Below are 24,083 nucleotides of genomic sequence, written 5' to 3' on the forward strand. Positions count from 1 at the left end.
CCGAAGCGTTGCGAAAGACATCGGAAGCAAGCGAAACTGTGCACATGACGGACGCCGACCTCTCCTTCCTCGCCGGCGCGCTGCCCGCGCCCCTGCGGCAGGACCGCATCGTCGCGATCGTCGACGGCGCGCCCGGCATGGTCCGGACGGCCGCGTTGGCCGCGTCCCTCGGCACCAGCGAGGTGACGGTCCGCCAGGACCTCGCCGTCCTCGACCAGGAGGCCCGGATCCGGCGGGTGCACGGAGGCGCGGTCCGCCTCGGGGCCGGGTCCACCGAGCGCCCCTTCGAGGAGACCGCCGTCGAGCACCAGGTGGCCAAGGCCGCCATCGGCCGTGCGGCCGCTGCGCTGGTCCGCCCGGGGGAGTGCGTCGTCCTCGACGTCGGCACCACGCCGGCCGCCGTCGCCGAAGCCCTCGTGGCGCGCACCGAGCTCACCGGCGTCACGGTCGTCACGAACTCCCTCACCACGGCGCTCGCGCTCGAGCGAGCTGTTCCGCGCTTCACCGTGATCGTCACCGGCGGCACCCTCCGGCCCCTGCAGCACTCGCTCGTCGCCCCCTTCAACGGGGCGGTCCTGCCGATGATCGCCGCGGACCTCGTGTTCCTCGGCGGGACCGGACTCGACGTCGACCACGGCCTGACGAACGTGAACCTGCCCGAGACCGAGGCCAAGCGGATGCTCGCGGCGACGGCCCGGCGTACGGTCGTGGTCGCGGACGGGTCGAAGTTCGGCCGGGCCCACATCGGGGTCGTCCGCGCGCTCGAGACCATCGACGTCGTCGTCACCGCCGAGGCCGACGCCGCCGCGGTCGCCACGATCCGGGCGGCCGGGGCCCAGGTGATCGTCGCCGACGGCGAGCAGCACACCGAACCAGCCGGAAGGAAGAACACCCCATGACCGCAGCACCCACGGGTGGCCAGTACCGCCTCCACCACGCCGGACCCGACGGGGTCGTCGAAGCCGTGGTCACCGAGGTCGCCGCGGGCATCCGCGAACTCCGCGTCGCCGGCTTCGACATCACCGAGCCGTTCCCCGTGACCGAGCAGCCGCCGGGGGCGAACGGCATCGTCCTGGCGCCCTGGCCGAACCGCGTCGCCGGTGGTGTGTGGGAGCTCGACGGCAAGCGGCAGCAGCTCGACGTCTCGGAGCCGAAGTACGGCAACGCGTCGCACGGACTGCTCCGGTTCGCCCCGTACCGGGTGGTCTCGCAGACCGGGACGTCGATCCAACAGGAAGCGACGATCCACCCGCAGCACGGGTGGCCCTTCACCCTCGAGACGCGCGTGCTGCACGAACTCGTCGACGACGGCATCCGCGTCACGCACGAGGTCACGAACCGCTCGGGCGTCCGCGCACCCTTCGCCGTCGGCGCCCACCCGTACCTGCGTGCGGGTGACACCCCCGCCGACGACCTGGTCGTCACGCTCGACGCCGCGACCGCCTTCACCGTCGACGCGCAGAAGGTCCCGAACGGTTCGGTGCCGGTCGAGGGCACGCCGTACGACCTGCGCCAGGGGCGACGTGCCGGGGACTCGGACCTCGACACCGCGTACAAGGACGTCACCCCCGACGCCGAGGGGATCCGCCGGACGACGATGCACGGGCCCGAGGGCGACGGTGTGGAGCTCTGGCAGGACGCCTCGTTCCCCTACGTGCAGGTGTTCACGTCGCGCGAGTACCCGCGTGGCGACGGGAAGGGCCTGGCCGTCGCGGTCGAACCGATGACAGCGCCCGCCAATGCCCTGAACTCGGGCGAGGGCCTGCGCTGGCTCGAGCCGGACGAGACCTGGACCGGTTCGTGGGGGATCCGCCGCGTCTGGTCCTGAGGAGTCCGGTCGGCACCACCGCTGACACGAAGAAGGCCCCGCCGGGTGTCCGGCGGGGCCTTCTGTGTTCGTGTCGGACGCCGGGCGTCAGCCGCGGCGCATCCGGAGTGCCTCGACCGCGAGGGACTCGGTCGCGTACCGGCCGACCTCGTGCGCCCACGCCGGGTCGTCGCCACGGAGCGCGATGAAGTCCTTGCGCTGCCGGCAGACGTAGCCGAGCACGGCGGTGGCCGTCGCGACCTCGATGAAGTCCTTGCGGATGTGGCGGGTCGTGACCTGGGCGTTGCGGCGGAGCGTGTCGAGCAGGAGCTCGTTGCTCATCGTCGTGTTGGTCGCTGCTGCGAGCTCGACGATGCGGCGCGCGTCACCGGTGGTGCTGGTCTGCGTGGCTTCGATGGGCTCGATCACGGTGTACCCCGTTCGTTCGTGGTGGTGCTGTGCTGCAGGATCCGGTGATCGGATCCGGGAACGACACTATCGGCGGCAGCCCAACAATCCGCTGAGGGCGGGCTGTGGTGGGCAGGGGATCTCCCATGAGCCCGCTGGGGACGGGTTGTACCCCGTTCAGGAGCAGACGGCGCCGCTCAGACGCAGCGGGCGCTGCCGACGGGTGCGCCGAGGGCGTCGAGGGACTCGCCGACGCGGTCCGCCAGGTACTGGTAGCCGGCGTCGTTCGGGTGGCCGCCGTCGACGGCGGAGTACCCCGGACTGTTGCTCGACGTGAACCACCTGCCGGCGAGGGCGTCAACGTAGGGGACACCGGCGGCGGCGGCACCCGCGGAGACCGACGCGGCGACCCCGACGGTCGAGTTCGCCCACGGGAGCGGTGCTGACGGGCCGAGCGCGACGACGACGGCATCCGGCCAGGTCTGCTGCGCCGTGCGGAGAGTCCGCTCCACCGTGGCGCGGAGGGTGTCCGAGTCGACGAGCCAGTCGTTCTGGCTTCCCTGCACGATCACGAGCTGGGGGTCGAACGAGGCGTGCCGCTCGAGGCGTGGCCCGTACGTGTAGTGCGACGAACCGGTCCGACCGGTGTCGACGTAGCCCGTGCCCGGGTACCCGTCGATCTTGGCCGTCCACCCACGGTCCTCGCTGAGGTCCTGTGCCCAGCCGCGGAGTCCGCTGGCCGAGCCCCGACCCGAGGTGTACGAGTCACCCACGATCAGGACGCGTGACCCGGGTTCGATCGCCGCGGCGACGCGGTCGGCCGAGACGCCGGGGGCAGCGACGGCCGAGGCCGAGGTCGACGAGGACACCGGCTGGCAGGCACTCGAGACGCTCGGCAGGATCAGCAGGAGTCCGGAGACCCCGAGTGCCATCGCGCCGAGGGCGAGTGCCGGCACCAGCTTCCGGCGGCGTCGGCGCATCGTCGCCGGGCCGGTGGGGGTGCCCGGCCGTTCGCGCTGCGATCGTCGGCCCATCGAGGACATTCTAGACAGGAGCTAGTGGGTGGGCCCCGTGGGGCTCGAACCCACGACCCTCGGATTAAAAGTCCGGTGCTCTACCAACTGAGCTAGAGGCCCTCACCCGCAAGGCTAGCGGGTGAGGGCCTCCGAGACGGAACCGTCCGACCGGGTCAGCCCCGGCGTCCGGTGAGCGTCCGCAGCAGCCACGCGATGACCGCGATGATCAGCAGCACGATGCCGACGTAGAGCAGGAACTTGAGGCTCGCAGCGAAACCGCCGACGAACAGCAGGATGACTGCGATCACAGCCAGGATGATGAGCAGGGCGTTCATGGAAGATCCTCTCCTTCACGTGCAGGGAGGAGCGCCTCCCTGCCGCAACACGGTACGCGTGGCGCAGCGGTTGCGTTCTGGGCGAACGGAACGCGGGCGTGTCACCGGCCGCGCCTACACTGCTGCGGTGCCTCGCGATCACCACCGTCCAGTCCACTTCACCGACGCCGAGTTCGCCGCCATCCAGGGCGGTGAGGACCCGGCGCTGGTGAACCGTGTCGCGCACGAGACCGCGAACGCCCTGCTGCACCGGGTGCGCGAGGATCCGGACCCGGCCGTGGTCGAGCGGCTCGTCACCTACACCGACGTGCACGGCATCGACGCCATCGCGGAACTGTGGGCACGTGTCGGGGCACACACCCTGCCGGGGGCGCTCTGGCGGGTGTACCTGGTGCGCATCGTCATCCGACAGAACCCGGAGGAGATCGCGTACCTGTTCGAGCGGGGCACGGCCCAGATCGGCACGATCGACCAGGCGGTCGCGGGTGCCGAGGAACCGACGGGGCCGGCGGAGATCCTGACGCTCGCCGACCGCATCCTGCACGGGCTGTACACGGGCGACCTCGCGGTGGCGCTCGACCGCGGGGCGTCGTTCTGCCGACTGACCGCCGCCGGCGCGACCGCCGTGGCGGACGAGTCCGACCTGGTGGCATCCGAGCGCGCGAGCGAACTCACGATGCGGGCGCTCCGCCTGACGGAGCTGGCGGCCGACCTGACCGAGGCTGCGGCGCTCTGGCGCCGCGACAGCCTGGACTGAGCGAGCGGCGGGGCGGACCCGCACCGGGCCTCCAGGCCAGGGCCGCGCAGCAGCGCGATGACGCGCCAGGCCAAGGGCCGCGCAGCAGAGAACCCGGACGCGACCGCGTCCGGGCATGAAAAGACCGGGCCGCAGAAGCGCCTCTCGGCGCGAGGCCGCTCGAAGCGGCGAATTTTGGAGCCCGGGGCTTGCTGCGGCCCGGCGAGACCAAGTCTACGAGACGTCGGCTGATCACTCGACCCTGTTCACTCATGGTGGACAGAACCGGCCCCGGGCGTGCCCGCGCGCACCCCTGTGCAGGCCCGCCGCGCCCATCCCGCCGAGAAATCCCGACCCCCATCCAATCCACAGCGGGGACCGCACCGAATCATCTGCGTGACGGACGGAATGCCCGTCACGAAGCGAGAGGCCCGGTGTGACCCGGACCGGCACCGCCGGTCAATTCCCTGTGGGTCACGCCGGCCCCTCGTCTCGACCGCCCATGCGGGGGCTTCGTGCTACCCGCCTGGTCAACGAAAGCAACCGAGAGGAGGGAAACCTGCAATGCTTGCCCTCGTGGATAGCGACACCGAACGCTGGAGCTCGTCAGAGCCAGCTCAGGCATCGCCGGACGACCTCCTCGCCCGGGTCGCCGCCGGTGACCAAGCCGCCTTCGCGGACCTCTACGACGCACTCTCCGGTCGGGTCCTCGGTCTGATCACGCGCCTCCTCCGGGACCGCGCGCAGTCGGAAGAGGTCACGCAGGAGGTCTTCCTGGAGGTCTGGCAGCAGGCCACCCGCTTCGACCGGAAGCGTGGGACGGCCGCCAGCTGGGTCCTCACCATGGCCCACCGCCGAGCGGTCGACCGGGTCCGTGCCTCGCAGTCGTCGCACGACCGCGACACCAAGATCGGCATCCGCGACCTCGAGGCCGGTTTCGACCAGGTCTCCGAGTCCGTCGAGATCCGCATCGAGCACGAGCGCGTCGGCCGAGCGCTGGCGAAGCTCACCGAGTTCCAGCGGCAGGCCGTGCAACTCGCGTACTACGGCGGCTACTCGCACAGCGAGATGGCCGAACACCTCGGTGTCCCCATCGGCACCGTCAAGACCCGTCTCCGTGACGGGATGATCCGACTCCGAGACGAGATGGGGGTGACCTCATGACCGAACGCCACGACGACCCCGCACTGATGACGGGTTCCCACGCACTCGACGCGCTGTCCGACGACGAGCGCGCGCTCCTCGAGGACGCCCTCCGGACGTCCCCCGAGCTGCAGGCCGAGAACGACTCGCTGCGCGAGACCGCGCTGCAGCTCGCCTACGCCGTCGCACCGATCGAGCCCCCCGCGTCGCTCAAGGCGTCGCTGCTGGCCCGGATCGCGACGACCCCCCAGGCTGCGCCCCTCGCCGACACGACGGTCGACCAGACCCCGGTCGCCGAGACCACCTCCGTCCAGGAGGCCCGTCCCGAGCCCGCCAGGCACGTCGCCTCGATCGCCGACGGCCCCACCGCCGGTGGCCGGGCATCGTCCGAGGCCCGCCGCCGCTGGTTCCAGCGTCCGGCGGTCATGCTGACGGCTGCAGCTGCCGTCGCCGCGGTCTTCTTCGGCGGACTCGGCGTCGGGTCGATCTTCGACCCGAACGGCTCCGGCACCGGCACCACGCAGGCCTCGAGCGGCCTCGACCGCATCTACGCCGCCTCGGACTTCCAGCGCACGACGACCAAGGTCGCGGGCGGCGGTTCGGCGACGGTCGTGTGGTCGAACGACCTCGGCAAGTCCGCGGTGATCCTCGACGGTGTCGAGCAGGCGCCGAAGGGCAAGACGTACGAGCTCTGGTACATCGGCTCCGAGGAGCAGGGCGGCACCATCAAGTCGGCCGGCCTGGTCGACGGTGCTGCTGACGGTGTGCACTCCGCCGTGCTCAAGGGCGCGATGTCCGAGGGCGCGACGATCGGCATGACGGTCGAGCCCGAGGGCGGTTCCGAGCAGCCGACCACCTCGCCGATCATGGCGGTCCCCACCACCACGGCCTGACGCATTCCGGAAGGTGCCCGTGCAGTCGATGCGCGGGCACCTTTCGTCGTTCCACGAGTCGATCGACGCGCGGACTGTCGGAACATGCGCACGCAACGTCTGCGTGCGCATCGAGCGACGAACCACGAGTCGATCGACGCGTGGATCGTCGGAACATGCGCACGTCCCGCGGGTCGCCGTCGCACCCGGCGCAACCACGAAGGCCCGGTGCGCGTCCGTGGCGGACGTGCACCGGGCCTCCAGGCCGTCCGTCAGTGCGACGGACGGATGCCGATCAACCGAAGCGGCCCGAGACGTAGTCCTCGGTGGCCTGCACGGACGGGTTCGAGAACATCGTCGCGGTGTCGTCGAACTCGATGAGCTTGCCGGGTGCACCGGTGCCGGCGATGTTGAAGAACGCCGTCTTGTCGCTGACGCGCGACGCCTGCTGCATGTTGTGGGTCACGATCACGATCGTGAACTCCTTCTTGAGCTCCTCGATCAGGTCCTCGATGGCGAGGGTCGAGATCGGGTCGAGGGCCGAGCAGGGCTCGTCCATCAGGAGCACGTCCGGCTCGACCGCGATCGCGCGGGCGATGCAGAGACGCTGCTGCTGCCCACCGGACAGACCCATGCCGGGCTTGTCGAGGCGGTCTTTGACCTCGTTCCACAGGTTCGCACCCTGCAGCGAGCGCTCGACGATGTCGTCGGCCTCGGAGCGGGAGACGCGCTTGTTGTTGAGCTTCACGCCCGCCAGCACGTTGTCGCGGATCGACATCGTGGGGAACGGGTTCGGACGCTGGAAGACCATGCCGACCTGACGACGGACGAGCACGGGGTCGACGCCGGCGCCGTACAGGTCGTCGCCGTCGATCTTGACCGAGCCCTCGACCCATGCGCCGGGGATGACCTCGTGCATGCGGTTCAGGGTGCGGAGGAAGGTGGACTTGCCGCAGCCCGACGGGCCGATGAAGGCCGTGACGGTGCGGGGCTCGATGGTGATGTCGACACCCTCGACCGCCTTGAACTTCGAGTAGTAGACGTTGAGGCCGTCGACCTCGATGCGCTTGGACACGTTGATCCTTCTGGGTGGGTGGTGTCGCTGGTTCCGCGGGGGCGGAGGGTCAGCGGCTGAGCTTGGGGGCGAAGAGACGGGTGATGAACCGGGCGAGCAGGTTGAGCAGCATCACGATCAGGATGAGCACGAGGGCCGCGGTCCAGGCCCGGTCGACGAACGGCACCGGGTTGGCGCCCTGCTGCGAGTACTGCGTGTACGCGTACACCGGCAGGGTCATCATCGGGTCACGGAACAGGTTGTAGTTCATGCTCGCGGTGAAGCCGGCCGTGACGAGCAGCGGGGCGGTCTCACCGATGACGCGGGCGATCGAGAGCATGACGCCGGTGGTGATGCCGGCGAGGCTGGTGGGGAGCACGACCTTGAGGATCGTGAGGTACTTCGGCACCCCGAGGGCGTACGAGGCCTCGCGGAGTTCCATCGGGACGATCTTCAGCACCTCTTCGGTGGAGCGCACGACGATCGGGATCATCAGCACCGACAGGGCGACGGAGCCGACCAGGCCGAAGCGGGCACCCGGGCCGAGGAACAGCGCGAAGAGCGCGTAGGCGAACAGACCGGCGACGATCGACGGGATGCCCGTCATGACGTCGACGAAGAACGTGATGCCCTTCGCCAGTGCGCCGCGACCGTACTCGACGAGGTAGATCGAGGTGAGCAGGCCGATCGGCACCGAGATGAGCGCCGCGAACAGCGTGATCTCGAGCGTGCCGATCAGGGCGTGGACCGCGCCGCCGCCCTCGGAGATGACCCCGCGCATCGAGTACGAGAAGAAGTTGGCGTCGAAGCGGGCGATGCCCTTGGCGATGACCGTCCAGAGCAGCGACACCAGCGGCAGGACCGCGATGACGAACGCCGTGATCACGAGGGAGGTGACCAGGCGGTCGACCGCCTTGCGGCCACCCTCGACGATGCGCGAGATGACGACGATGAGGACGTCGAACAGGACCGTGCCGAGGAAGATCGCGGCGACGACGTTGAAGTCCTTGACGGCGCCACCCGCGTTGAGCAGCGCGAAGACCAGGACGAGGGCGACCCAGCTGCCGACGAGGAGCAGCCACGGGACGGAGGCGTGCAGCTTGCCGTTGGCGTAGACGTTGCCGGCGGTGCCGGTCTGACGGAGCGCGAGGGACATCGGGTGCGACCTCTCAGCTGACTCGGCTGCGGACGATGTACCGCGCGAGCATGTTGATGACCAGGGTGATGACGAAGAGGATCAGACCCGACGCGATGAGCGCGTTCAGGGCCGTACCGGATGCCTCGGCGAACTGCAGGGCGATGTTCGCCGCGATCGTCGAGGGGTTCTGCGACGTCAGCATCTGGAACGTGACGTTCGTCGAGACCGACAGCACCAGTGCGATCGCCATCGTCTCGCCGAGTGCACGACCGAGGCCGAGCATGATCGCGGAGACGATGCCGGACTTCGCGAACGGCAGGACCGACAGGCGGATCATCTCCCAGCGGGTCGCGCCGAGGGCCAGGGCCGCTTCCTCGTTGAGGGTCGGGGCCTGCAGGAAGATCTCACGCATGACCGCGGTCATGATCGGGATCGCCATGACGGCGAGGACGATCGACGCGGTCAGGATCGTACGACCGGTGCCGGACACCTGGCCGGAGAACAGCGGGAACCAGCCGATGTACTCGTTCAGGAACACGTAGAACGGCTTCACCAGGGGCGCCAGCACGGCGATGCCCCAGAGGCCGTAGACGACCGACGGCACCGCGGCCAGCAGGTCGATGACGTAGCCGAGGACCGGCGCGAGTCGACGCGGCGCGAAGTGCGAGATGAAGAGGGCGATCCCGAGGGACAGCGGCACGGCGATCACGAGCGCGATGAGCGCGGACCAGACGGTGCCGAAGACCAGGGGGCCGACGAAGTCCCAGAAGTTCGTGGCCTTGCCCGGCAGCTCGCCGACCTTGGCGGAGAAGGCCGGGATGCTCTGCCAGACGAGGAACGCTGCGACGAGCACGAGCACGAAGAGGATGAGGCCGCCGGCGATGACCGAGGCGGCGGAGAAGACGCGGTCGCCGACACGGACGACGGGCTTCGGCTTGGTCGGGGTGACGGTGGCCCCTGGCTGGGCCGGTGCGGTCGTCATGGGGTACTCCTGTCGGAGGAACGCCGGGGGAGGCGACGGGTTCTGGGGTGGTGGTGCGGTGTCCGGGCCGTGGGCCCGGACGGGTGCGCGTCCGGGTGGGTCCTGGACGGGTGCGCGTCCGGGTGGGTCCTGGACGGGTTCGCGTCCGGGTGAGGTCCTGGACGGCTGAGTGCCCGGACGCCGGTCGAGTGGGTGGGACCGGCGTCCGGGCGCTCAAGGGGCCTTACTTGATGGAAGCGACCGCGTCCTTGGCCTTCGACGCGAGGTCGGAGGAGAGGGCGGCCGACTTGGCCTCCTTGGCAGCGGCGTCCTGAGCGGCGCTCGAGACGACGTAGTCGAGGTAGCCCTTCACGAGCTCGGCCTTGTCGGCGTCCTTGTACTCCTGGCACGCGATGGCGTAGGAGACGAGGACCAGCGGCCAGGCACCGTCAGCGGTGTCCTTGCGGTCGATGTCGATCGCGAGGTCGTTGTCCTCACGGCCGGTCGCGATCTTCGAGTCGGCGACGACCTGCGCGGCGCCGTCGGCCGAGATCTCGGTCGCCTTGTCGCCGACCATCAGCTTCGCGCGGTCGAGGTCACCCGCACCGGAGTCGTCGATGTAGGTGATGGCGTTGGTGGCGTTGCCCATCGCGGAGGCGACACCGGAGGTGCCCTTCGCGCTGTCCCCGACCGAGTACGGGAAGGTCTGGCTGGGCTCTTCGGTCCAGACGTCCGAGGCGTTCGCGGAGACGTACTCCGAGAAGTTCTGCGTGGTGCCCGAGTCGTCGGAGCGGTGGACGACCGTGATGTCGGCGTCCGGCAGCTTCGCGTCCTTGTTCAGGTCGGCGATCTCGGAGTCGTCCCACTTGGTGATCTTGCCCGAGAAGATGCCCGCGATGGTCTTCGCGTCGAGGGTCAGGTCGCTGACGCCGTCGACCTTGTACGCGATGGCGATCGGGGAGATGTAGACGGGGATGTCGATGCCCTTGGTGTCCGCCTTGCAGGACTCGAACTTGCCCGAGAGCTCCTCGTCCTTCAGCGCGGCGTCCGAGCCGGCGAAGTCCGCGGCACCCGACATGAAGTTCTCGCGACCAGCGCCCGAGCCGTCCGGGGTGTAGTTCACGGTGACGCCCGAGGCCTCGTTCTGGAAACCGGCGGCCCAGGTGGCCTGCGCGGTCTGCTGTGCCGACGAGCCGGAGCCGGTCAGGGTGCCGGAGAGCTTCGAGTAGTCGCTGCCGCTGGTGGAGGAGGACTCGGTGCTGCCCGCGTCCTCGTTCGCCGCGCACGAGGAGAGCACGACTGCGCCGGCGATCGCGATTGCTGCGATCGAACCGATTCGCTTGATGTTCACAGGGGTCCCTTCGGGAATGGAATGCAGTGGGACCACTGCGGTCCCTGGGCCGGTGCCGACCCGGGAGCGACTGTAGGGACGCGAGGTGACCGCAATCACCCCCGCTGGTGAACGGGAGGTGAACGAGGGGTTGTCCACGTCGGGGCGGCGTGCGCCGCTCCCGCGCAGGGAGCAGGATCGGGGGCACTGTGCGCTCGTTCGGAAGATGCGCATGCATGATCGCGGACGAGCGGTCGGGAGGCCCGGATCGGGTTCCCGGGCGCGGCGCGGCCCCGTCGTGTGGCCGGGTACCGGGCGTCTGCGCTGCGGCCCGGTGGCGCTGCGGTCCGGTGGCGCTGCGGTGCGGCGGCGCTGCGGTGCGGCGGCACTGCGGTGCGGCGGCGCTGTGGTTGGCCGGCGTTGCGGTCTGGCGGTGGCCGGCTACGCCGGGATCGTGTTGCGGTGCGTCTCGACCGCGACGAGGGTGTCCCCGGCGATGTGCATGACGGAGAAGTCCCCGACGGACAGCATCGCGGCGCGGCGCAGGTCGAAGCGGCCGGAGTCGTCGGCGGTCGCGGTGGCGATCCGGGCGATGATGTCGGGCAGCACCGGACCGTGCGAGCACAACACAGCGGTCTTGCCCTTGTCGAGCCGGCGCCGGACGACGCCCTTGACGTCGGCGGCGCCGCGGTCGTGGGCGTCCTGGCTGATGTCGGCGGTGCTCGAGACCCCGAGCTTCGTCGCGGCGGACAGCGGTTCGACGGTCGCGAGGCACCGCGCCGCCGTGCTGCTCACGATCTTCTTCGGGCCGAACGCCGCGACCGGTGCCGCGGCGGCCTTCGCCTGCGAACGGCCGACGGGCAGCAGCGGACGGGTGGCGTCGGGGCCGTCCCAGTCCGAGCCGGGCACCGTCTTCGCGTGGCGCAGGGTGATCAGGGCGAACGTGCGGTGCTGTCCGGCGGCGGCGCGTTCGGCGAACCGGTCGAGGATCGCGACGTCCCGCTCGTACGTCAGGCGGTTGCGGGCGTCGTCGATCGTGACCCACTCGAGCGCGGCGACCTCGTGGTTCGGCACGAAGGCGCCGGCGCGGGCGTACTCCTTGGCCGAGACGCGGGCCGCCCAGTAGTGCACGACCTTGTCGCGACCGTTCGGCAGCACGTACTCGGCGGTGCCGAGCGGTGCGCCGAGGTGGACGCGGTACCCGGTCTCCTCGTCGATCTCGCGCACGGCGGTCGTCGGGACGGCCTCGCCCGGGTCCACCTTGCCCTTGGGCAGGGAGACGTCCTTGTGGTGGTCGCGGTGGATGAGCAGCACGAGGGGCGTGCCGTCCTGTTCGCGCCAGACGACCGCACCCGCAGCGACGACGGGGCCCGAGGGACCGCCGCTCACCGAGTCGAGCGCTTCCGGGCCGAGATCTTCCGCATGGTCACATTCTGCACGTCCTCGAGCGGACGGCCCGCATCGTCCGTGGAGTGCCGTGTCCACTCGCCGTCGGACTCCAGGTGCCACGAGCTGGCGGTGTCGGCCATCGCCAGGTCGAACATCTCCTGGACCTCGTTGATGTGGTCCGGGGCGACCAGTCGCACGAGCGCCTCGACGCGTCGGTCGAGGTTGCGGTGCATCATGTCGGCGCTGCCGATGAACACCGCGGGGTCGCCGTCGTTGTGGAACGCGAACGCACGGGAGTGCTCGAGGTAGCGCCCGACGATGCTCCGCACGCGGATGGTGTCGCTGACGCCTTCCATGCCCGGCTTGAGCGAGCAGATGCCGCGCACCCACACGTCGATCGGCACCCCGGCCTGGCTCGCCAGGTACAGCGCGTCGATGATCTGCTCGTCGACCATCGAGTTGACCTTGATCCGGATGCCCGAGGGCTTGCCGGCCCGGGCGTTGGCAGCCTCGGTCTGGATGCGCTTGAGCAGGCCCTTCCGCAGGTGCAGCGGTGCCACGAGCAGGCGCTTGAACTTCTTCTCGATGGCGTAGCCGGACAGCTCGTTGAACAGGCGGGTGAGGTCCTTGCCCACCGTGTCGTCCGAGGTGAAGAGCCCCATGTCCTCGTAGATGCGCGAGGTCTTCGGGTTGTAGTTGCCCGTGCCGATGTGGCTGTAGTGCTTGAGCGTCCCGCCCTCTTGCCGGATGACGAGCACGAGCTTCGAGTGCGTCTTCAGCCCGACCAAGCCGTAGACGACGTGCACGCCGGCCTTCTCGAGCTTCCGGGCCCAGGTGATGTTGTTCTGCTCGTCGAAGCGGGCCTTGATCTCGACCAGGGCGAGGACCTGCTTGCCCGCGGCCGCGGCGTCGATGAGCGCTTCGACGATGGGGCTGTCGCCGGAGGTGCGGTACAGGGTCTGCTTGATCGCCAGGACGTTCGGATCGGCCGCGGCCTGCTCGAGGAACGCCTGCACGCTCGTGGCGAAGGACTCGTAGGGGTGGTGGACCAGGACGTCGTTCGCCTTGATCGCGCGGAACAGGTCCGGCTTCGTGTTCGGCTCACCCGGCTGGAACTGCACCGGGGTGGTCGGCACGTGCTTCGGGTAGTGCAGGTCCGGACGGTTGATCTTGGAGATCTCGAACAATCCGCCGAGGTCGAGCGGCGACGGCAGCCGGAAGACCTCTTCCTCGGTGATGTCGAGCTCACGCACGAGCAGGTCGAGGGTCACCGGGTCCATGTCCTCGGTGATCTCGAGGCGGATCGGCGGACCGAACCGGCGGCGCAGGAGCTCGCGCTCGAGGGCCTGGATGAGGTTCTCGGCCTCGTCCTCCTCGATCTCGACGTCCTCGTTGCGGGTGACCCGGAACACGTGGTGCTCGAGGACCTCCATCCCCGGGAACAGGTCGTCGAGGTGGTTCGCGATGAGGTCTTCGAGCGGGATGAAGCGCATCCGGCCGGAGTTGTCGTCGGGGAGCTTGATGAAGCGCGAGAAGTTCTGCGGCACCTTGAGACGCGCGAACTCCTGGCGCTGCGACTTCGGGTTGCGGACCCGCACCGCCAGGTTGAGCGAGAGCCCGGAGATGTAGGGGAACGGGTGCGCCGGGTCGACGGCCAGGGGCATGAGCACCGGGAAGATCTGCTCGTTGAAGTACTCCCGCATCCGCTGCCGGTCGGCTTCGTCGAGGTCGGACCAGTGCTCGATGTGGATGCCCGCGGCGTCGAGGTCGGGCTTGAGCGACCCGATGAAGGCCTGGGCGTGACGGTCCTGCAGCTCGTGGGCCTTCTTCGCGATGTCCCGCAGGACGTCGCTGGGAGCACGGCCGACGTTGGTCGGGACGGCGATGCCGGTGTCGATGCGGCGCTTCAGGCCGGCGACGCGGACCATGAAGAACTCGTCGAGGTTGGACGCGAAGATCGCCAGGAAGTTCGCCCGCTCCAGCAGGGGCTGCGTGCGGTCTTCGCCCAGCTCGAGCACGCGCTGGTTGAACCGCAGCCAACTCAGCTCGCGGTCGAAGTAGCGGTCCGTCGGCAGCGACTCGTGCTCGATCTCGACGACCTCGTCGAAGTCGTCGAGGTCGGGTGCGACGGATTCGCCGTCGAGCTGCGGTTCGGTGTCCATCCCCACATCCTGCCACCCGGCCCCTGCCACCGGAGGGGCCTCGGTGGACGCTGTGGAAACCGGCGGTGAACCGTTCGGTTGTGCAGGAACGGCCGCGACGGACCGAGGTGCTGCGCTCAGCGCGCGAAGACCTGCACGAACGCGCCCCACTGCGCCGGCGCCCGCTGCTCGAGCCACGCGCAGAACTCGGGGTAGGCGGCATCGATGGACAGGACACTGATCACCCCGCGCTGGCCGTGCACCTTGACGTCCAGGCCGCCGAAGCGGTTCGTCGTGGGCCGGATGTGCTTGATGGCAGCGGGGTCGACGGTCCGGGCGGCACGGAACATCGGCGTGACGACCAGCTGCGAGTCGTACGCCTCGACCCGGCGCCGCTTCTGCCCGACGCCCAGGTAGACGAACAGCAGCCCGAACAGCCCGATGCCGAGACCGCCGAGGAGCATCCCGATCGCCTCGGGGTCGTCGAGCAGGGCGAGTGCGGCCAGCAGGAAGAACCCGCCGACCACGATGAAGACGATCCCGATGATCCGGAGCAGCAGGTAGTTCCACCGGCGAGCGCGGACGGTGAAGAGCACGCCGTACGCCTCGTCCCCGACGACCGTCGACGGGGGTCGCTTCCGGTCGCTCTGGCGGACGAGTGCGGTGACGACGGCGGGGATGGCGACCATCGCGGCCATCGCGAGGAACACCGGCGACGGGTTGAAGTTCACCGCCCTGCCCCCGAGCGTGTGTCCGGACGTCGTCGTTCGATGGGCGATCCGCCCTGGTCCCCCTGGATCATGGGCGCAGCGTATCAGTGACCTGAGGGTTGCTCCGGCGCCGCGTACTGCACGTCGATCGCGTGCTGCGTGAACCCCGAGCGCCGGTACAGCGCCAGCGCCGGCTCGTTGTCCCCCTCGACGTACAGTGCGGCGGCGGTCAGGCCGCGGCCGCGCAGCCGAGCGGTGCCCGCACGCATGAGCACGCCGCCGAGCCGCTGCCCCTGCAGGTCGGGCCGGACGGCGACGGCGTAGAACTCGCCGATGCCGTCCTCGACCTTGAGCCAGCACGAGCCGGCGAGCTGCCCGGAGGCATCGCGGAGCAGCAGCAGGTCCTCGCCTGCGAACCAGTCGTCGGATTCGCGGGCGTGCAGGTCGTCGAGCGTCATCCGACCCTGCTCGGGGTGGTGGGCGAAGGCGGCGGCGTTCAGCGCGAGCCAGTCGGTCTCGTCGTCGGTGCCGGGGCGGAACGCCGACAGCGAGTAGCTGTCGGGCAGCGCGACGTCGGCATCAGCGTCGGCGGCGACGTCCACATCGGAGTCGGCGACGGGCGCCCGGAGCTGCAGCAGCGTGCGGACCGCGCGCCAGCCGAACCGGTCGGCCAGCGCTCGCGCTGCCGGGTGGTCCCCGTGCGCCCACGCGAGCCGCGGAGCGGCCCCGCCGCCCAGCGCGAGTGCCTGCGTCACCAGGGCCGTGCCGATGCCCTGGCCACGGGCCTCCTGGGCGACGACGAGTTCCAGCTCGCCGTCACGGACCACGGCGACCCCGTGGTCGACCGTCAGGACGGTCGCGCGCCCCGCGCGGACGTCGACCAGGGTCTGGTCGGAGAACGGGGGAGCCTCGCCGGGGGCGACGAAGCTGCCGAGGTCGGGCAGCACTACTGCCCCATCAGGCGCTCGGCCTCGTCGTCGTAGACGTTGAAGCGGTACCCGACGTTGCGGACGGTGCCGATGAGCGACTCGAGGTCGCCGAGCTTGGCGCGCAGTCGTCGGACGTGCACGTCGACCGTGCGGGTGCCACCGAAGTAGTCGTAGCCCCAGACCTCGCTGAGCAGCTGCTCGCGGGTGAAGACGCGTGACGGGTGGGTGGCGAAGAAGCGCAGGAGCTCGAACTCCTTGAACGTCAGGTCGAGCGGCCGGCCGCGCACCTTGGCGGAGTAGCTGGCCTCGTCGATGACGACACCGGACGCCTGGATCTTCGAGCTCGTCTGGCCCTTCGCCGCACGACCGGCCGACAGCCGGATGCGGGCGTCGATCTCGGCCGGGCCCGCGCTCTCGAGCACGACGTCGTCGACGTTCCAGTCGCTGTTCACCGCGGTCAGCCCGCCCTCGGTGACGACGAGCACGATCGGCGTGGTCGACCCCGACGAGGCGAGGATCTTGCACAGGGCCTTCGCGCTGACCAGGTCGGTGCGCGCGTCCACGAACATCAGGTCGCTCTGCGGGGCGTTGACCAGCTGTGCGGCCTCGGCCGGCACGTGGCGGATCCGGTGGCTCAGGAGGCCCAGGCTCGGCAGGACGTCTCCGGGCGCGGTCGAGGTGAGTACCAGGAGCTGTGCCACAGGACCTCCGGAGGTGGATGACGTCGTGGAGACATCCTAGTGATGCTCGGGAAGGACTCATCCGGCCGGACGGATTGCGCGTCATCCCGCACCGCACGGCGCGACCACCGCACCGCACGGTGCGTGCGTTCGGAACGGCACGGTGCGTGCGTTCCGCACGTCCCTGCCATGATGGAGCGCGTGACCGAGCCCGTGCACCCCACCGACCAGCGTCGCCTGCGGCTGACGTCCGTCCTGCCGGTCTGGGTGCTGGCGGTCGTCGGGGCCGTGCTCGTGCTGACCGTGGCCGAGCGCGACGCCTTCGCCTGGCTGCTGCTCGTCTTCGTCGCCTGCGTGATGGTCAGCTTCGTGCTGCAGCTCATCACCGCCACGAAGGACGGTCTGGTCGAACGGATCAGCATCGCGTCGTCCGGGGCGTTCGTCGTGGTCCTCGTCACCGCGGTGGTGCTCCTGGCGCGTTGAGCCGAGCCGCGTAGACTCCGAGCATGGATTCGCTGCTTGCGCTCGAGCTCTTCTACGTCGGCCTCCTCGGCCTGGCGTCGCTCGCGATCGCGTTCATCTCGGTGGTCGTCGTCGTGAAGCTGTTCAAGGGCCAGCGTTGATCGAGCTGCCCGAGGGCCTCGCCCCCGAACTGGTCCCGCTGTCGTGGCTGGTCGGCGTGTGGGAGGGCACCGGCGTCGTGGAGTACCCGGTCGGTGACGACGACGAGGTCCGGAACTACGAGTTCGGCCAGCGCGTCAGCTTCAGCCACGACGGTCTGCCGTACCTGAACTACTCGTCGACCACGTGGCTGCTCGACGACGACCACACCCCGCTCGCCGCCGAGATGGGCTACTGGCGGATCGACCGTCCGACCGAGCCGGGCGACCGCGGCCCCGCGATGCTCCTGGGCGACGGGCCAACGCCCTTCAGCACGGTCGAGAGCGTCGAGGCGCTCCGCAACACGACCGACGGCTTCGACGTCGAGGCCGCGATCATCCACCCGACGGGCGTCAACGAGCTCTACGTCGGCCGTGTGCTGAAGGGCCGGATCGACCTGTCGACCGACGCCGTACTGCGCTCGCCGAACGCGAAGGACTACTCCGCCGCGACCCGCCTGTACGGGCTGGTCGAGGGCAAGCTCTTCTGGGCGTGGGACATCGCCGCGCTCGGTCGCGAACTCACCTCGCACGCCTCGGGGCAGCTCGCGAAGGTCGACTGATGTCGGTGTTCGCCGCGCGTGACGGCTTCGTCGCGGCCGACTCCGTCGCCGCGCACTTCGGCAACCCGATCGGGGAGCAGCGCCTGCTGACCCGGGGGCGTGCCGTCGTCGAGCTCGGACTCGGTGTCGTCACCGTCTCCGGACCGGACCGGTTGTCGTGGCTCAACTCGATCACCTCGCAGCAGCTCACCGGGTTGCCGACCGGCGTCAGCACCGAGACGCTCGTCCTCGACCAGGCCGGACGCGTCGAGCACGCGGCTCGCGTCGTCGACGACGGTGCCACGGTCTGGCTGCTCACCGAGCGCGCTGACGCAGCGCCGCTCGCCGGGTGGCTCGACTCGATGCGCTTCATGCTCCGGGTCGAGGTCGCCGACCGCTCCGCCGACTTCGTCACCCTCGGCTGGTTCGGGGCGGGCGCCCCGCTCGCGTCCGTCGAACTGCCGGAACCGCCCGTCGCCGAGTGGGTCGACCCATGGGGCGCCGTCACGCCGGGCGGATGGGGCTACGCCGACCAGGAGGCCCACCCCGGCTCCGACTGGACCCTCCGCATCGCCGTGGTCACCCCCGGCACCGCGGCCGCGATCGCCGCGTCGGACGTGCCCGTCGCGGGGCTGCTCGCGTACGAGGCGCTGCGGATCGCCGCCTGGCGCCCGACCCTGTCCGACGTCGACGAGCGGACGATCCCGCACGAGCTCGACTGGCTGCGTTCCGCCGTGCACCTGTCGAAGGGCTGCTACCGCGGGCAGGAGACCGTCGCCAAGGTCCACAACCTCGGGCACCCGCCGCGTCGGGCCGTGCTGCTGCACCTCGACGGGTCCGACGGCGTGCTGCCGGCGCCCGGCACCCCCGTGCTGCTCGACGACAAGCAGGTCGGTCGGCTCTCGGCCTCGGCGATCCACCACGAGCTCGGTCCGATCGGGCTCGCCGTGGTGAAGCGTTCCCTCGACCCCACCGCGACGCTGCGGCTCGAGGCCGACGACGTCGTGGTGACCGCCGCGCAGGAGACCATCGTCCCGCCCGAGGCCGGTGCGACGGCGAACGTCCCGCGCCTGCCCCGCCTCGGAGCCGTCAAGCGCTCCTAGCTCCCCGTTGGCGGTCGCAAAACACCGGTGTTCGCCGGTCGCACCGCGGTTTGCGGGTGTTCGGAGCGCGAACACCGGTGTCTTGCGTCGCAGCGTCAGGCGGGCTCGACGGCCGCCCACGGGACGCTGAGCTCACCGAGCCGCCAGCGCGTCACCCCGTGCAGCACCGGCCAGCCGCGGTCACGCATCCCGCGCACGGTGGCGATCCACCGCTGCCGGGGCCCGTACGTGCCGAGCGGTGCGGCGACCGCCCACGACAGGTCGAGGTCGCGCAGGAACGCGTGCACCCGTTCGCCGGGCACGTTGCGGTGGATCAGGGCCTTCGGCAGGCGCTCGGCGACGATCGAGGGCACGTCGAGCCCGGCGAGCCGGAGCGACACCGTGAAGGTCTGCGGCGCGACGTCGTCGAGCGTCACCCACGATGCGACCCGACCGACCTCGTTGCAGGTCCCCTCGACGAGCGCACCGCCGGGTTGCAGCCGGTCCTGCATGATCCGCCACGACCCGACCACCGCGGACTCGTCGTACTGCCGCAGCACGTTGAAGGCCCGGATGACGGCGGGCCGGCGCTGCCCGGGCGTCGGCGTCTCGAAGCCCCCCAGACGGAACGTCACGCCGTCGCGGGTCCCGGCGTTCGCGAGCGCAACCCGCGAGGGCTCGATCTCGATGCCGGTCACCTCGACGTCGGGTCGGACGGCCGCCAGCCGGTCGCGCAGTTCGAGCGTGGTGGTCGGCGATGCCCCGTAGCCGACGTCGGCGACGAGCGGGTCGTCCGTCCGGCGCAGCACCGGCAGGGTCGCGATCCACCGGTCGACGCGGCGGAGCCGGTTGTACCCGGTCGTCCCGCGCGTCACGTTCCCGATGGGCATGCGTCAAGGGTACGGGGCCGGTACCGCTCGGTAGACTCGGAGGCATGACCTCCACGCTCGTCCTGCTCCGTCACGGCAACAGTGACTGGAACCAGAAGAACCTGTTCACCGGTTGGGTCGACGTCCGGCTCAGCGAGCTGGGCGAGAAGGAGGCGAAGCGCGCCGGCGACCTCATCGCCGAGTCCGGCATCGTCCCCGACGTCCTGTACACCTCGCTCCTGACCCGTGCGATCCAGACGGCGGACATCGCGCTGCTGCAGGCCGACCTGGCCTGGCTGCCGGTGAAGCGCGACTGGCGCCTCAACGAGCGCCACTACGGCGACCTGCAGGGCAAGGACAAGGCCCAGACGCTGGCCGAGTACGGCGAGCAGCAGTTCATGGAGTGGCGCCGTTCGTTCGACGTCCCGCCGCCCCCCATCGCCGACGACGCCGAGTGGTCGCAGTTCGGTGACCGTCGCTACGCCGAGCTCGGCGACCAGCTGCCCCGCACCGAGTCGCTCAAGCTCGTGATCGACCGCCTGCTGCCGTACTGGGAGTCCGACATCACGAAGGACCTCGCCGCCGGCAAGACCGTGCTGGTCACGGCCCACGGCAACTCGCTGCGTGCGCTCGTGAAGCACCTCGACGGCATCTCCGACGACGACATCGCCGGCCTGAACATCCCGACGGGCATCCCGCTGGTGTACGAGCTCGACGACGACTTCACGCCGACGAAGCCCGCGTACTACCTGGACCCCGAGGCCGCCGCAGCCGGCGCCGCCGCCGTGGCCGCCCAGGGAGCCAAGAAGTAGCACCCACGCAGAACGCCCCGTCCGGCATCCGGGCGGGGCGTTCGTGTGTGTGCGGGGCTTCGCGAAGGCGACAGTGGGTCGCGAACGTTCTGCCGACTCCTGTCGCTCTGCCAGGAGGAACGGATCGCCCCGTCGACGACCTGTCGCTTCGGCAGCGTGGTCGGCTCGACGAGCCGTGGCTGGTCAGACGAAGTGCGACGCGATCTCCTGCACCAGGGCGCCGACGTCGTAGGGCTTCGTCGTGTCGACCCGGATCACCGGGACGCCGGGCAGTCCGACGGGCCGGGCGTCGTCGCCGTGCTCGTCCCAGAAGGCCAGCACGTCGGCCAGGTCCCCGTGCACCTCGTGCCGCACCGGCACGGTGCCCGGCTCGTACCGGTCGCGCAGCCGCTGCTCGGCGGTGGCGCGGTCCGTGTCGCACCACACCTCGACGGCGCGCGGCGACCCGGCGGACGCGAGTCCGGCCTCCAGGAGGTCCCGGTCACGCGACGGCAGCCAGACGGCGTCGAGGACGACCCCGTTCTCGACGGCCCGCGCCATGGACCACATCGTGTCCATCGCGATGCCGCCGAGCGGGCGCGAGGCGATCATCGGGCCGACGACGTCGGCAAGCGGCTCCTTGATGCGGTCCTTCGACAGGAACGGGCAGCCGAGCACCTCGGCGAGTGCCGTGCCGATGCTGCTCTTGCCGGAACCGGGCATGCCGTTGACGATGATCGCGACCTGGGCCATGCCACGATCCTCGCAGACCGATCGGGTCGGGTCAGACCGATCGGGCCGGGTCAGACCGCCGCGGTCGAGGTGGACGCGCCGGTCCAGTCGCCGGTCGCCAGGTACTCGACCTTCTTGGCGATCGAGACCGCGTGGTCGGCGAAGCGCTCGTGGTAGCGGGAGGCCAGGGTGGCGTCGACGGTGTCGATCGGACCGCCCTTCCAGGCCTCGCCGAGCACGAAGTCGAAGACGCTGGCGTGCAGCTCGTCGACGGCGTCGTCCTCGTCGCGGATCTCGGCCGACAGCGCGATGTCCTCGGTGGCGAGCAGCCGCGTGAGCTTCTGCGCCATCGCGACGTCGTGCCGGCCCATCTCCTTGAACGTGCTGCGCAGGCCCTTCGGCACGACCTTCTCGGGGAAGCGCTGGCGAGCGAGCTGCGCGATGTGCTCGGCCATGTCGCCCATGCGCTCGAGCGAGGAGCTGACGCGCAGGGCGGTGACGACGACGCGCAGGTCGCGGGCCACCGGTGCCTGGCGGGCGAGGATGTCGATCGCGATCTCGTCGAGGCTGTTCGCGGCGAGGTCGATCTTCTCGTCGTCGGCGATCACCTCTTCGGCGAGGGCGACGTCGGAGTCGCTGAAGGCCTGCGTGGCTCGGGTGATGGCGGACTCGACGAGCCCGGCGATCTCGGTCAGTCGCTCCTGGACGTCCTGGAGTTCCTGCTGGAAGACTTCGCGCATGGGGGAGTACCTCTCTCTGCGTACCGGACGAGTGTCGTCAGCCCAGGTGAACGAACGGTGACGCGGGGCTGAACGCTTCGCGTTCTGGCCTTCCGCAGACGGTGAACGGTACCGGAACCCCGCATGACCATCCCTACACTGGCGGCATGGACAACGCGTGGCTCGTGCCACTGTCGATGCTCCTCGGCGGGGTCTTCGGCGCGGGCGTCGTGGTGCTGATCATCACCGCCGAGCGGACGGCACGTGCTGCCGACGTGGCGGAGCGGACCCTGCCGGACGGCGTCGCAGCGGTCATCGCGACGATGCACAACCCGGCGGTCGTCATCGACCCGTCGAACACCGTCGTCGCGGCATCCCCCCAGGCCCTCACGGCGGGGCTCGTCGTGCGCCGACGCCTGGTGCACCACGAACTGCTCGAGCTCATCGACCGGGTGCGCAAGAGCGGGGAGATGGGGTCGGAGGACCTCGAGCTGCCGCGTGGTCGCCACGGGGAGCTCATCGGCTACCTCAGCTTCCGTGCCGCCCAGCTCGGCAACCGGTACGTCCTGCTCACGGCGGACGACCTGACCGAGAGCCGGCGCATCGACGAGGTCCGCCGCGACTTCGTCGCCAACATCTCGCACGAGCTGAAGACGCCGATCGGCGCCATCGGCCTGCTGTCCGAGACCCTCGTCCTCGCCGCCGACGACCCCGTGCACGTGAAGAAGTTCGCCGCGCAGCTCATCACCGAGTCCGAGCGGCTCGGAGCGCTGACGAAGGACATCATCGAGCTGTCCCGGCTGCAGTCCGTCGACGCGCTCGAGAACAGCGAGGAGACCGGCATCGACAAGATCGTGCAGGCCGCGATCGACGCGAACGAGGTCGTCGCCCGCGCCCGCTCGATCGAGATCATCCGCGCCAAGAAGTCGAAGCTGCGGGTGATGGGCGACCGCGGGCTGCTGCAGGTCGCGGTGTCGAACCTCATCGCCAACGCGGTGAAGTACTCGCCGGACAACACCCGCGTCGGCGTGGGCGTCCGGTCCTCGAAGGGCTTCGTCGAGATCGCCATCACCGACCAGGGCGTCGGCATCCCCGAGGCCGACCTCGACCGCGTCTTCGAACGGTTCTACCGTGTCGATCCCGCACGGTCGCGCGCCACCGGGGGCACCGGCCTCGGGCTCGCGATCGTCAAGCACGTCGTCAGCAACCACGGTGGTGACGTGCGCGTCTGGTCGCAGCCCGGTAAGGGCTCGACCTTCACCATCCGTCTGCCCGAGGCAGATCCCGAACTGACCACAGCACTCGAAGAGCAACTGGAAGAGCAGCCATCGTGACCAAGATCCTCATCGTCGACGACGAGCCGGCCCTGAGCGAGCCCCTGGAGTTCCTGCTGCAGCGCGAGGGGTACGAGACCTCCGTCGCTGCCGACGGCGTGACCGCGCTGTCGAAGTTCGACGCGGAGAACCCCGACCTGGTGCTCCTCGACCTCATGCTGCCGGGCCTGAGCGGCACCGAGGTGTGCCGGCAGATCCGGACCCGGTCGAACGCGCCGATCATTATGCTGACCGCGAAGGACTCGGAGGTGGACATCGTCGTCGGGCTCGAGCTCGGCGCCGACGACTACGTGACGAAGCCGTACTCGACCCGGGAGCTCCTGGCCCGGATCCGTGCCGTGCTCCGTCGCCGGACCGAGGACGACCCGGCAGACAGCGGCATCCTGCAGGTCGGCGGCATCCGGATGGACGTCGAGCGGCACACGGTGTCGGTCGACGGGTCCGAGACCCCGATGCCGCTCAAGGAGTTCGAGCTCCTCGAGCTGCTGCTCCGGAACGCCGGCCGTGTGCTGACCCGCGGGCAGCTCATCGACCGGGTGTGGGGTTCCGACTACTTCGGTGACACCAAGACCCTCGACGTGCACATCAAGCGCATCCGCTCGAAGATCGAGCGGGTCCCGTCGACCCCCGAGATCCTGGTGACGGTCCGCGGTCTCGGGTACCGCATCGAGGCCTGAGACGGACGGACAGGAGGCCCGGTGCGAGT

Annotated in this window: 26 protein-coding genes and 1 tRNA gene; 11 read left to right on the forward strand and 16 right to left on the reverse strand. The window is 70.2% G+C overall.

All coding sequences use genetic code 11. The annotated features are described in order from the left end of the window. Positions 1 to 44: 44 nt before the first annotated feature. Entirely contained in the window at positions 45 to 899 is an 855-nt protein-coding gene (locus tag BIU91_RS06425; RefSeq protein WP_071404711.1) for a DeoR/GlpR family DNA-binding transcription regulator, read from the forward strand. After that, positions 896 to 1,828, forward strand: coding sequence for an aldose 1-epimerase family protein (locus BIU91_RS06430; RefSeq protein ID WP_071404712.1), 933 nt, complete (start codon positions 896 to 898; stop codon positions 1,826 to 1,828). Before BIU91_RS06425 ends, BIU91_RS06430 begins: the two co-directional genes overlap by 4 nt. An 87-nt stretch (positions 1,829 to 1,915) precedes the next feature. On the opposite strand, the gene BIU91_RS06435 is transcribed toward BIU91_RS06430, so the two are convergent. From BIU91_RS06435 to BIU91_RS18475, 4 genes are all read right to left on the reverse strand, one after another. Beyond that, positions 1,916 to 2,236 (reverse strand): hypothetical protein, encoded by a 321-nt coding sequence (locus BIU91_RS06435; RefSeq protein WP_027466636.1) that lies wholly within the window; start codon positions 2,234 to 2,236, stop codon positions 1,916 to 1,918. Between the two features lie 176 nt (positions 2,237 to 2,412). Further along, entirely contained in the window at positions 2,413 to 3,249 is an 837-nt protein-coding gene (locus tag BIU91_RS06440) for an SGNH/GDSL hydrolase family protein (RefSeq protein ID WP_071404713.1), read from the reverse strand. 29 nt (positions 3,250 to 3,278) lie between these two features. After that, positions 3,279 to 3,351, reverse strand: a tRNA-Lys gene (locus BIU91_RS06445). Positions 3,352 to 3,404: 53 nt separating this feature from the next. Then, entirely contained in the window at positions 3,405 to 3,566 is a 162-nt protein-coding gene (locus BIU91_RS18475; RefSeq protein WP_017888098.1) for a hypothetical protein, read from the reverse strand. A gap of 127 nt (positions 3,567 to 3,693) precedes the next feature. Between BIU91_RS18475 and BIU91_RS06450 the strand changes: the two genes are divergently transcribed. The 3 genes from BIU91_RS06450 to BIU91_RS06460 all read left to right on the forward strand — a co-directional run bounded on the left by BIU91_RS06450 (position 3,694) and on the right by BIU91_RS06460 (position 6,338). After that, the gene (locus tag BIU91_RS06450) at positions 3,694 to 4,323 is read left to right on the forward strand and encodes a DNA-directed RNA polymerase subunit beta (RefSeq protein WP_071404714.1); all 630 of its coding nucleotides are present in this window, start codon (positions 3,694 to 3,696) and stop codon (positions 4,321 to 4,323) included. Between the two features lie 543 nt (positions 4,324 to 4,866). After that, positions 4,867 to 5,466, forward strand: coding sequence for an ECF RNA polymerase sigma factor SigK (gene sigK / locus BIU91_RS06455; RefSeq protein WP_027466633.1), 600 nt, complete (start codon positions 4,867 to 4,869; stop codon positions 5,464 to 5,466). Continuing rightward, entirely contained in the window at positions 5,463 to 6,338 is an 876-nt protein-coding gene (locus BIU91_RS06460; protein WP_071404715.1) for an anti-sigma factor, read from the forward strand. Before sigK ends, BIU91_RS06460 begins: the two co-directional genes overlap by 4 nt. Before the next feature lie 274 nt (positions 6,339 to 6,612). On the opposite strand, the gene pstB is transcribed toward BIU91_RS06460, so the two are convergent. The 9 genes from pstB to BIU91_RS06505 all read right to left on the reverse strand — a co-directional run bounded on the left by pstB (position 6,613) and on the right by BIU91_RS06505 (position 16,670). Next, a complete protein-coding gene (gene pstB, locus BIU91_RS06465; protein ID WP_027466631.1) occupies positions 6,613 to 7,392 on the reverse strand; it encodes a phosphate ABC transporter ATP-binding protein PstB in 780 nt (259 codons plus the stop codon). A gap of 49 nt (positions 7,393 to 7,441) precedes the next feature. Continuing rightward, positions 7,442 to 8,527, reverse strand: coding sequence for a phosphate ABC transporter permease PstA (gene pstA / locus BIU91_RS06470; protein ID WP_027466630.1), 1,086 nt, complete (start codon positions 8,525 to 8,527; stop codon positions 7,442 to 7,444). Between the two features lie 13 nt (positions 8,528 to 8,540). Next, a complete protein-coding gene (pstC, locus tag BIU91_RS06475) occupies positions 8,541 to 9,491 on the reverse strand; it encodes a phosphate ABC transporter permease subunit PstC (protein ID WP_071404716.1) in 951 nt (316 codons plus the stop codon). Positions 9,492 to 9,714: 223 nt separating this feature from the next. After that, a complete protein-coding gene (pstS, locus tag BIU91_RS06480) occupies positions 9,715 to 10,821 on the reverse strand; it encodes a phosphate ABC transporter substrate-binding protein PstS (RefSeq protein ID WP_071404717.1) in 1,107 nt (368 codons plus the stop codon). A 420-nt stretch (positions 10,822 to 11,241) separates the two neighbouring features. Further along, positions 11,242 to 12,189, reverse strand: a complete 948-nt coding sequence (locus BIU91_RS06485) for an NUDIX domain-containing protein (RefSeq protein ID WP_071404718.1) — start codon at positions 12,187 to 12,189, stop codon at positions 11,242 to 11,244. Further along, positions 12,186 to 14,351 carry an RNA degradosome polyphosphate kinase gene (locus tag BIU91_RS06490; RefSeq protein WP_071404719.1) on the reverse strand — a complete coding sequence of 722 codons (2,166 nt, stop codon included), beginning with the start codon at positions 14,349 to 14,351 and terminating at the stop codon, positions 12,186 to 12,188. The genes BIU91_RS06485 and BIU91_RS06490 overlap by 4 nt, the downstream gene beginning before the upstream one ends. A 116-nt stretch (positions 14,352 to 14,467) precedes the next feature. Then, a complete protein-coding gene (locus tag BIU91_RS06495; protein ID WP_071404720.1) occupies positions 14,468 to 15,061 on the reverse strand; it encodes a hypothetical protein in 594 nt (197 codons plus the stop codon). Positions 15,062 to 15,144: 83 nt separating this feature from the next. Further along, complete coding sequence (gene mshD, locus BIU91_RS06500) at positions 15,145 to 15,987, reverse strand: mycothiol synthase (RefSeq protein WP_071404721.1); 843 nt, start codon at positions 15,985 to 15,987, stop codon at positions 15,145 to 15,147. After that, a complete protein-coding gene (locus BIU91_RS06505) occupies positions 15,987 to 16,670 on the reverse strand; it encodes a response regulator transcription factor (RefSeq protein ID WP_017888078.1) in 684 nt (227 codons plus the stop codon). Before BIU91_RS06505 ends, mshD begins: the two co-directional genes overlap by 1 nt. A 180-nt stretch (positions 16,671 to 16,850) precedes the next feature. Here BIU91_RS06505 and BIU91_RS06510 point away from each other — a divergent pair, with 180 nt between their 5' ends. From BIU91_RS06510 to BIU91_RS06520, 3 genes are all read left to right on the forward strand, one after another. Further along, positions 16,851 to 17,132, forward strand: coding sequence for a hypothetical protein (locus BIU91_RS06510; protein ID WP_128780538.1), 282 nt, complete (start codon positions 16,851 to 16,853; stop codon positions 17,130 to 17,132). 136 nt (positions 17,133 to 17,268) lie between these two features. Beyond that, entirely contained in the window at positions 17,269 to 17,871 is a 603-nt protein-coding gene (locus tag BIU91_RS06515) for an FABP family protein (protein WP_027466617.1), read from the forward strand. Then, positions 17,871 to 18,953, forward strand: coding sequence for a folate-binding protein YgfZ (locus BIU91_RS06520; protein WP_071404722.1), 1,083 nt, complete (start codon positions 17,871 to 17,873; stop codon positions 18,951 to 18,953). The genes BIU91_RS06515 and BIU91_RS06520 overlap by 1 nt, the downstream gene beginning before the upstream one ends. A gap of 95 nt (positions 18,954 to 19,048) precedes the next feature. Here BIU91_RS06520 and BIU91_RS06525 read toward each other — a convergent pair whose 3' ends face one another. After that, positions 19,049 to 19,822, reverse strand: a complete 774-nt coding sequence (locus BIU91_RS06525) for an SAM-dependent methyltransferase (RefSeq protein ID WP_071404723.1) — start codon at positions 19,820 to 19,822, stop codon at positions 19,049 to 19,051. 44 nt (positions 19,823 to 19,866) lie between these two features. Between BIU91_RS06525 and BIU91_RS06530 the strand changes: the two genes are divergently transcribed. Further along, the gene (locus BIU91_RS06530; protein WP_071244006.1) at positions 19,867 to 20,613 is read left to right on the forward strand and encodes a phosphoglyceromutase; all 747 of its coding nucleotides are present in this window, start codon (positions 19,867 to 19,869) and stop codon (positions 20,611 to 20,613) included. A 183-nt stretch (positions 20,614 to 20,796) separates the two neighbouring features. Here BIU91_RS06530 and BIU91_RS06535 read toward each other — a convergent pair whose 3' ends face one another. After that, complete coding sequence (locus BIU91_RS06535) at positions 20,797 to 21,345, reverse strand: AAA family ATPase (protein ID WP_035809234.1); 549 nt, start codon at positions 21,343 to 21,345, stop codon at positions 20,797 to 20,799. Positions 21,346 to 21,395: 50 nt separating this feature from the next. Further along, positions 21,396 to 22,064 (reverse strand): phosphate signaling complex protein PhoU, encoded by a 669-nt coding sequence (phoU, locus tag BIU91_RS06540; RefSeq protein ID WP_027466613.1) that lies wholly within the window; start codon positions 22,062 to 22,064, stop codon positions 21,396 to 21,398. Between the two features lie 146 nt (positions 22,065 to 22,210). Between phoU and BIU91_RS06545 the strand changes: the two genes are divergently transcribed. Together BIU91_RS06545 and BIU91_RS06550 are read left to right on the forward strand one after the other, a co-directional pair. Continuing rightward, positions 22,211 to 23,377, forward strand: a complete 1,167-nt coding sequence (locus tag BIU91_RS06545; protein WP_071404724.1) for an ATP-binding protein — start codon at positions 22,211 to 22,213, stop codon at positions 23,375 to 23,377. Then, entirely contained in the window at positions 23,374 to 24,054 is a 681-nt protein-coding gene (locus tag BIU91_RS06550) for a response regulator transcription factor (protein WP_027466611.1), read from the forward strand. Before BIU91_RS06545 ends, BIU91_RS06550 begins: the two co-directional genes overlap by 4 nt. The last annotated feature ends 29 nt before the right edge of the window (positions 24,055 to 24,083 follow it).

Source organism: Curtobacterium sp. MMLR14_002 (assembly GCF_001864975.1).
In the GTDB taxonomy this organism is placed as follows: domain Bacteria; phylum Actinomycetota; class Actinomycetes; order Actinomycetales; family Microbacteriaceae; genus Curtobacterium; species Curtobacterium flaccumfaciens.

Coding starts and splice junctions, on each gene's coding strand:
- phoU (WP_027466613.1), bottom strand. CDS start 22,064: ATGCGCGAAGTCTTCCAGCAGGAACTCCAGGACGTCCAGGAGCGACTG.
- BIU91_RS06525 (WP_071404723.1), bottom strand. CDS start 19,822: ATGCCCATCGGGAACGTGACGCGCGGGACGACCGGGTACAACCGGCTC.
- BIU91_RS06425 (WP_071404711.1), top strand. CDS start 45: ATGACGGACGCCGACCTCTCCTTCCTCGCCGGCGCGCTGCCCGCGCCC.
- BIU91_RS18475 (WP_017888098.1), bottom strand. CDS start 3,566: ATGAACGCCCTGCTCATCATCCTGGCTGTGATCGCAGTCATCCTGCTG.
- BIU91_RS06520 (WP_071404722.1), top strand. CDS start 17,871: ATGTCGGTGTTCGCCGCGCGTGACGGCTTCGTCGCGGCCGACTCCGTC.
- BIU91_RS06430 (WP_071404712.1), top strand. CDS start 896: ATGACCGCAGCACCCACGGGTGGCCAGTACCGCCTCCACCACGCCGGA.
- BIU91_RS06530 (WP_071244006.1), top strand. CDS start 19,867: ATGACCTCCACGCTCGTCCTGCTCCGTCACGGCAACAGTGACTGGAAC.
- sigK (WP_027466633.1), top strand. CDS start 4,867: ATGCTTGCCCTCGTGGATAGCGACACCGAACGCTGGAGCTCGTCAGAG.
- pstA (WP_027466630.1), bottom strand. CDS start 8,527: ATGTCCCTCGCGCTCCGTCAGACCGGCACCGCCGGCAACGTCTACGCC.
- pstC (WP_071404716.1), bottom strand. CDS start 9,491: ATGACGACCGCACCGGCCCAGCCAGGGGCCACCGTCACCCCGACCAAG.
- BIU91_RS06460 (WP_071404715.1), top strand. CDS start 5,463: ATGACCGAACGCCACGACGACCCCGCACTGATGACGGGTTCCCACGCA.
- BIU91_RS06535 (WP_035809234.1), bottom strand. CDS start 21,345: ATGGCCCAGGTCGCGATCATCGTCAACGGCATGCCCGGTTCCGGCAAG.
- BIU91_RS06545 (WP_071404724.1), top strand. CDS start 22,211: ATGGACAACGCGTGGCTCGTGCCACTGTCGATGCTCCTCGGCGGGGTC.
- BIU91_RS06490 (WP_071404719.1), bottom strand. CDS start 14,351: ATGGACACCGAACCGCAGCTCGACGGCGAATCCGTCGCACCCGACCTC.
- BIU91_RS06440 (WP_071404713.1), bottom strand. CDS start 3,249: ATGGGCCGACGATCGCAGCGCGAACGGCCGGGCACCCCCACCGGCCCG.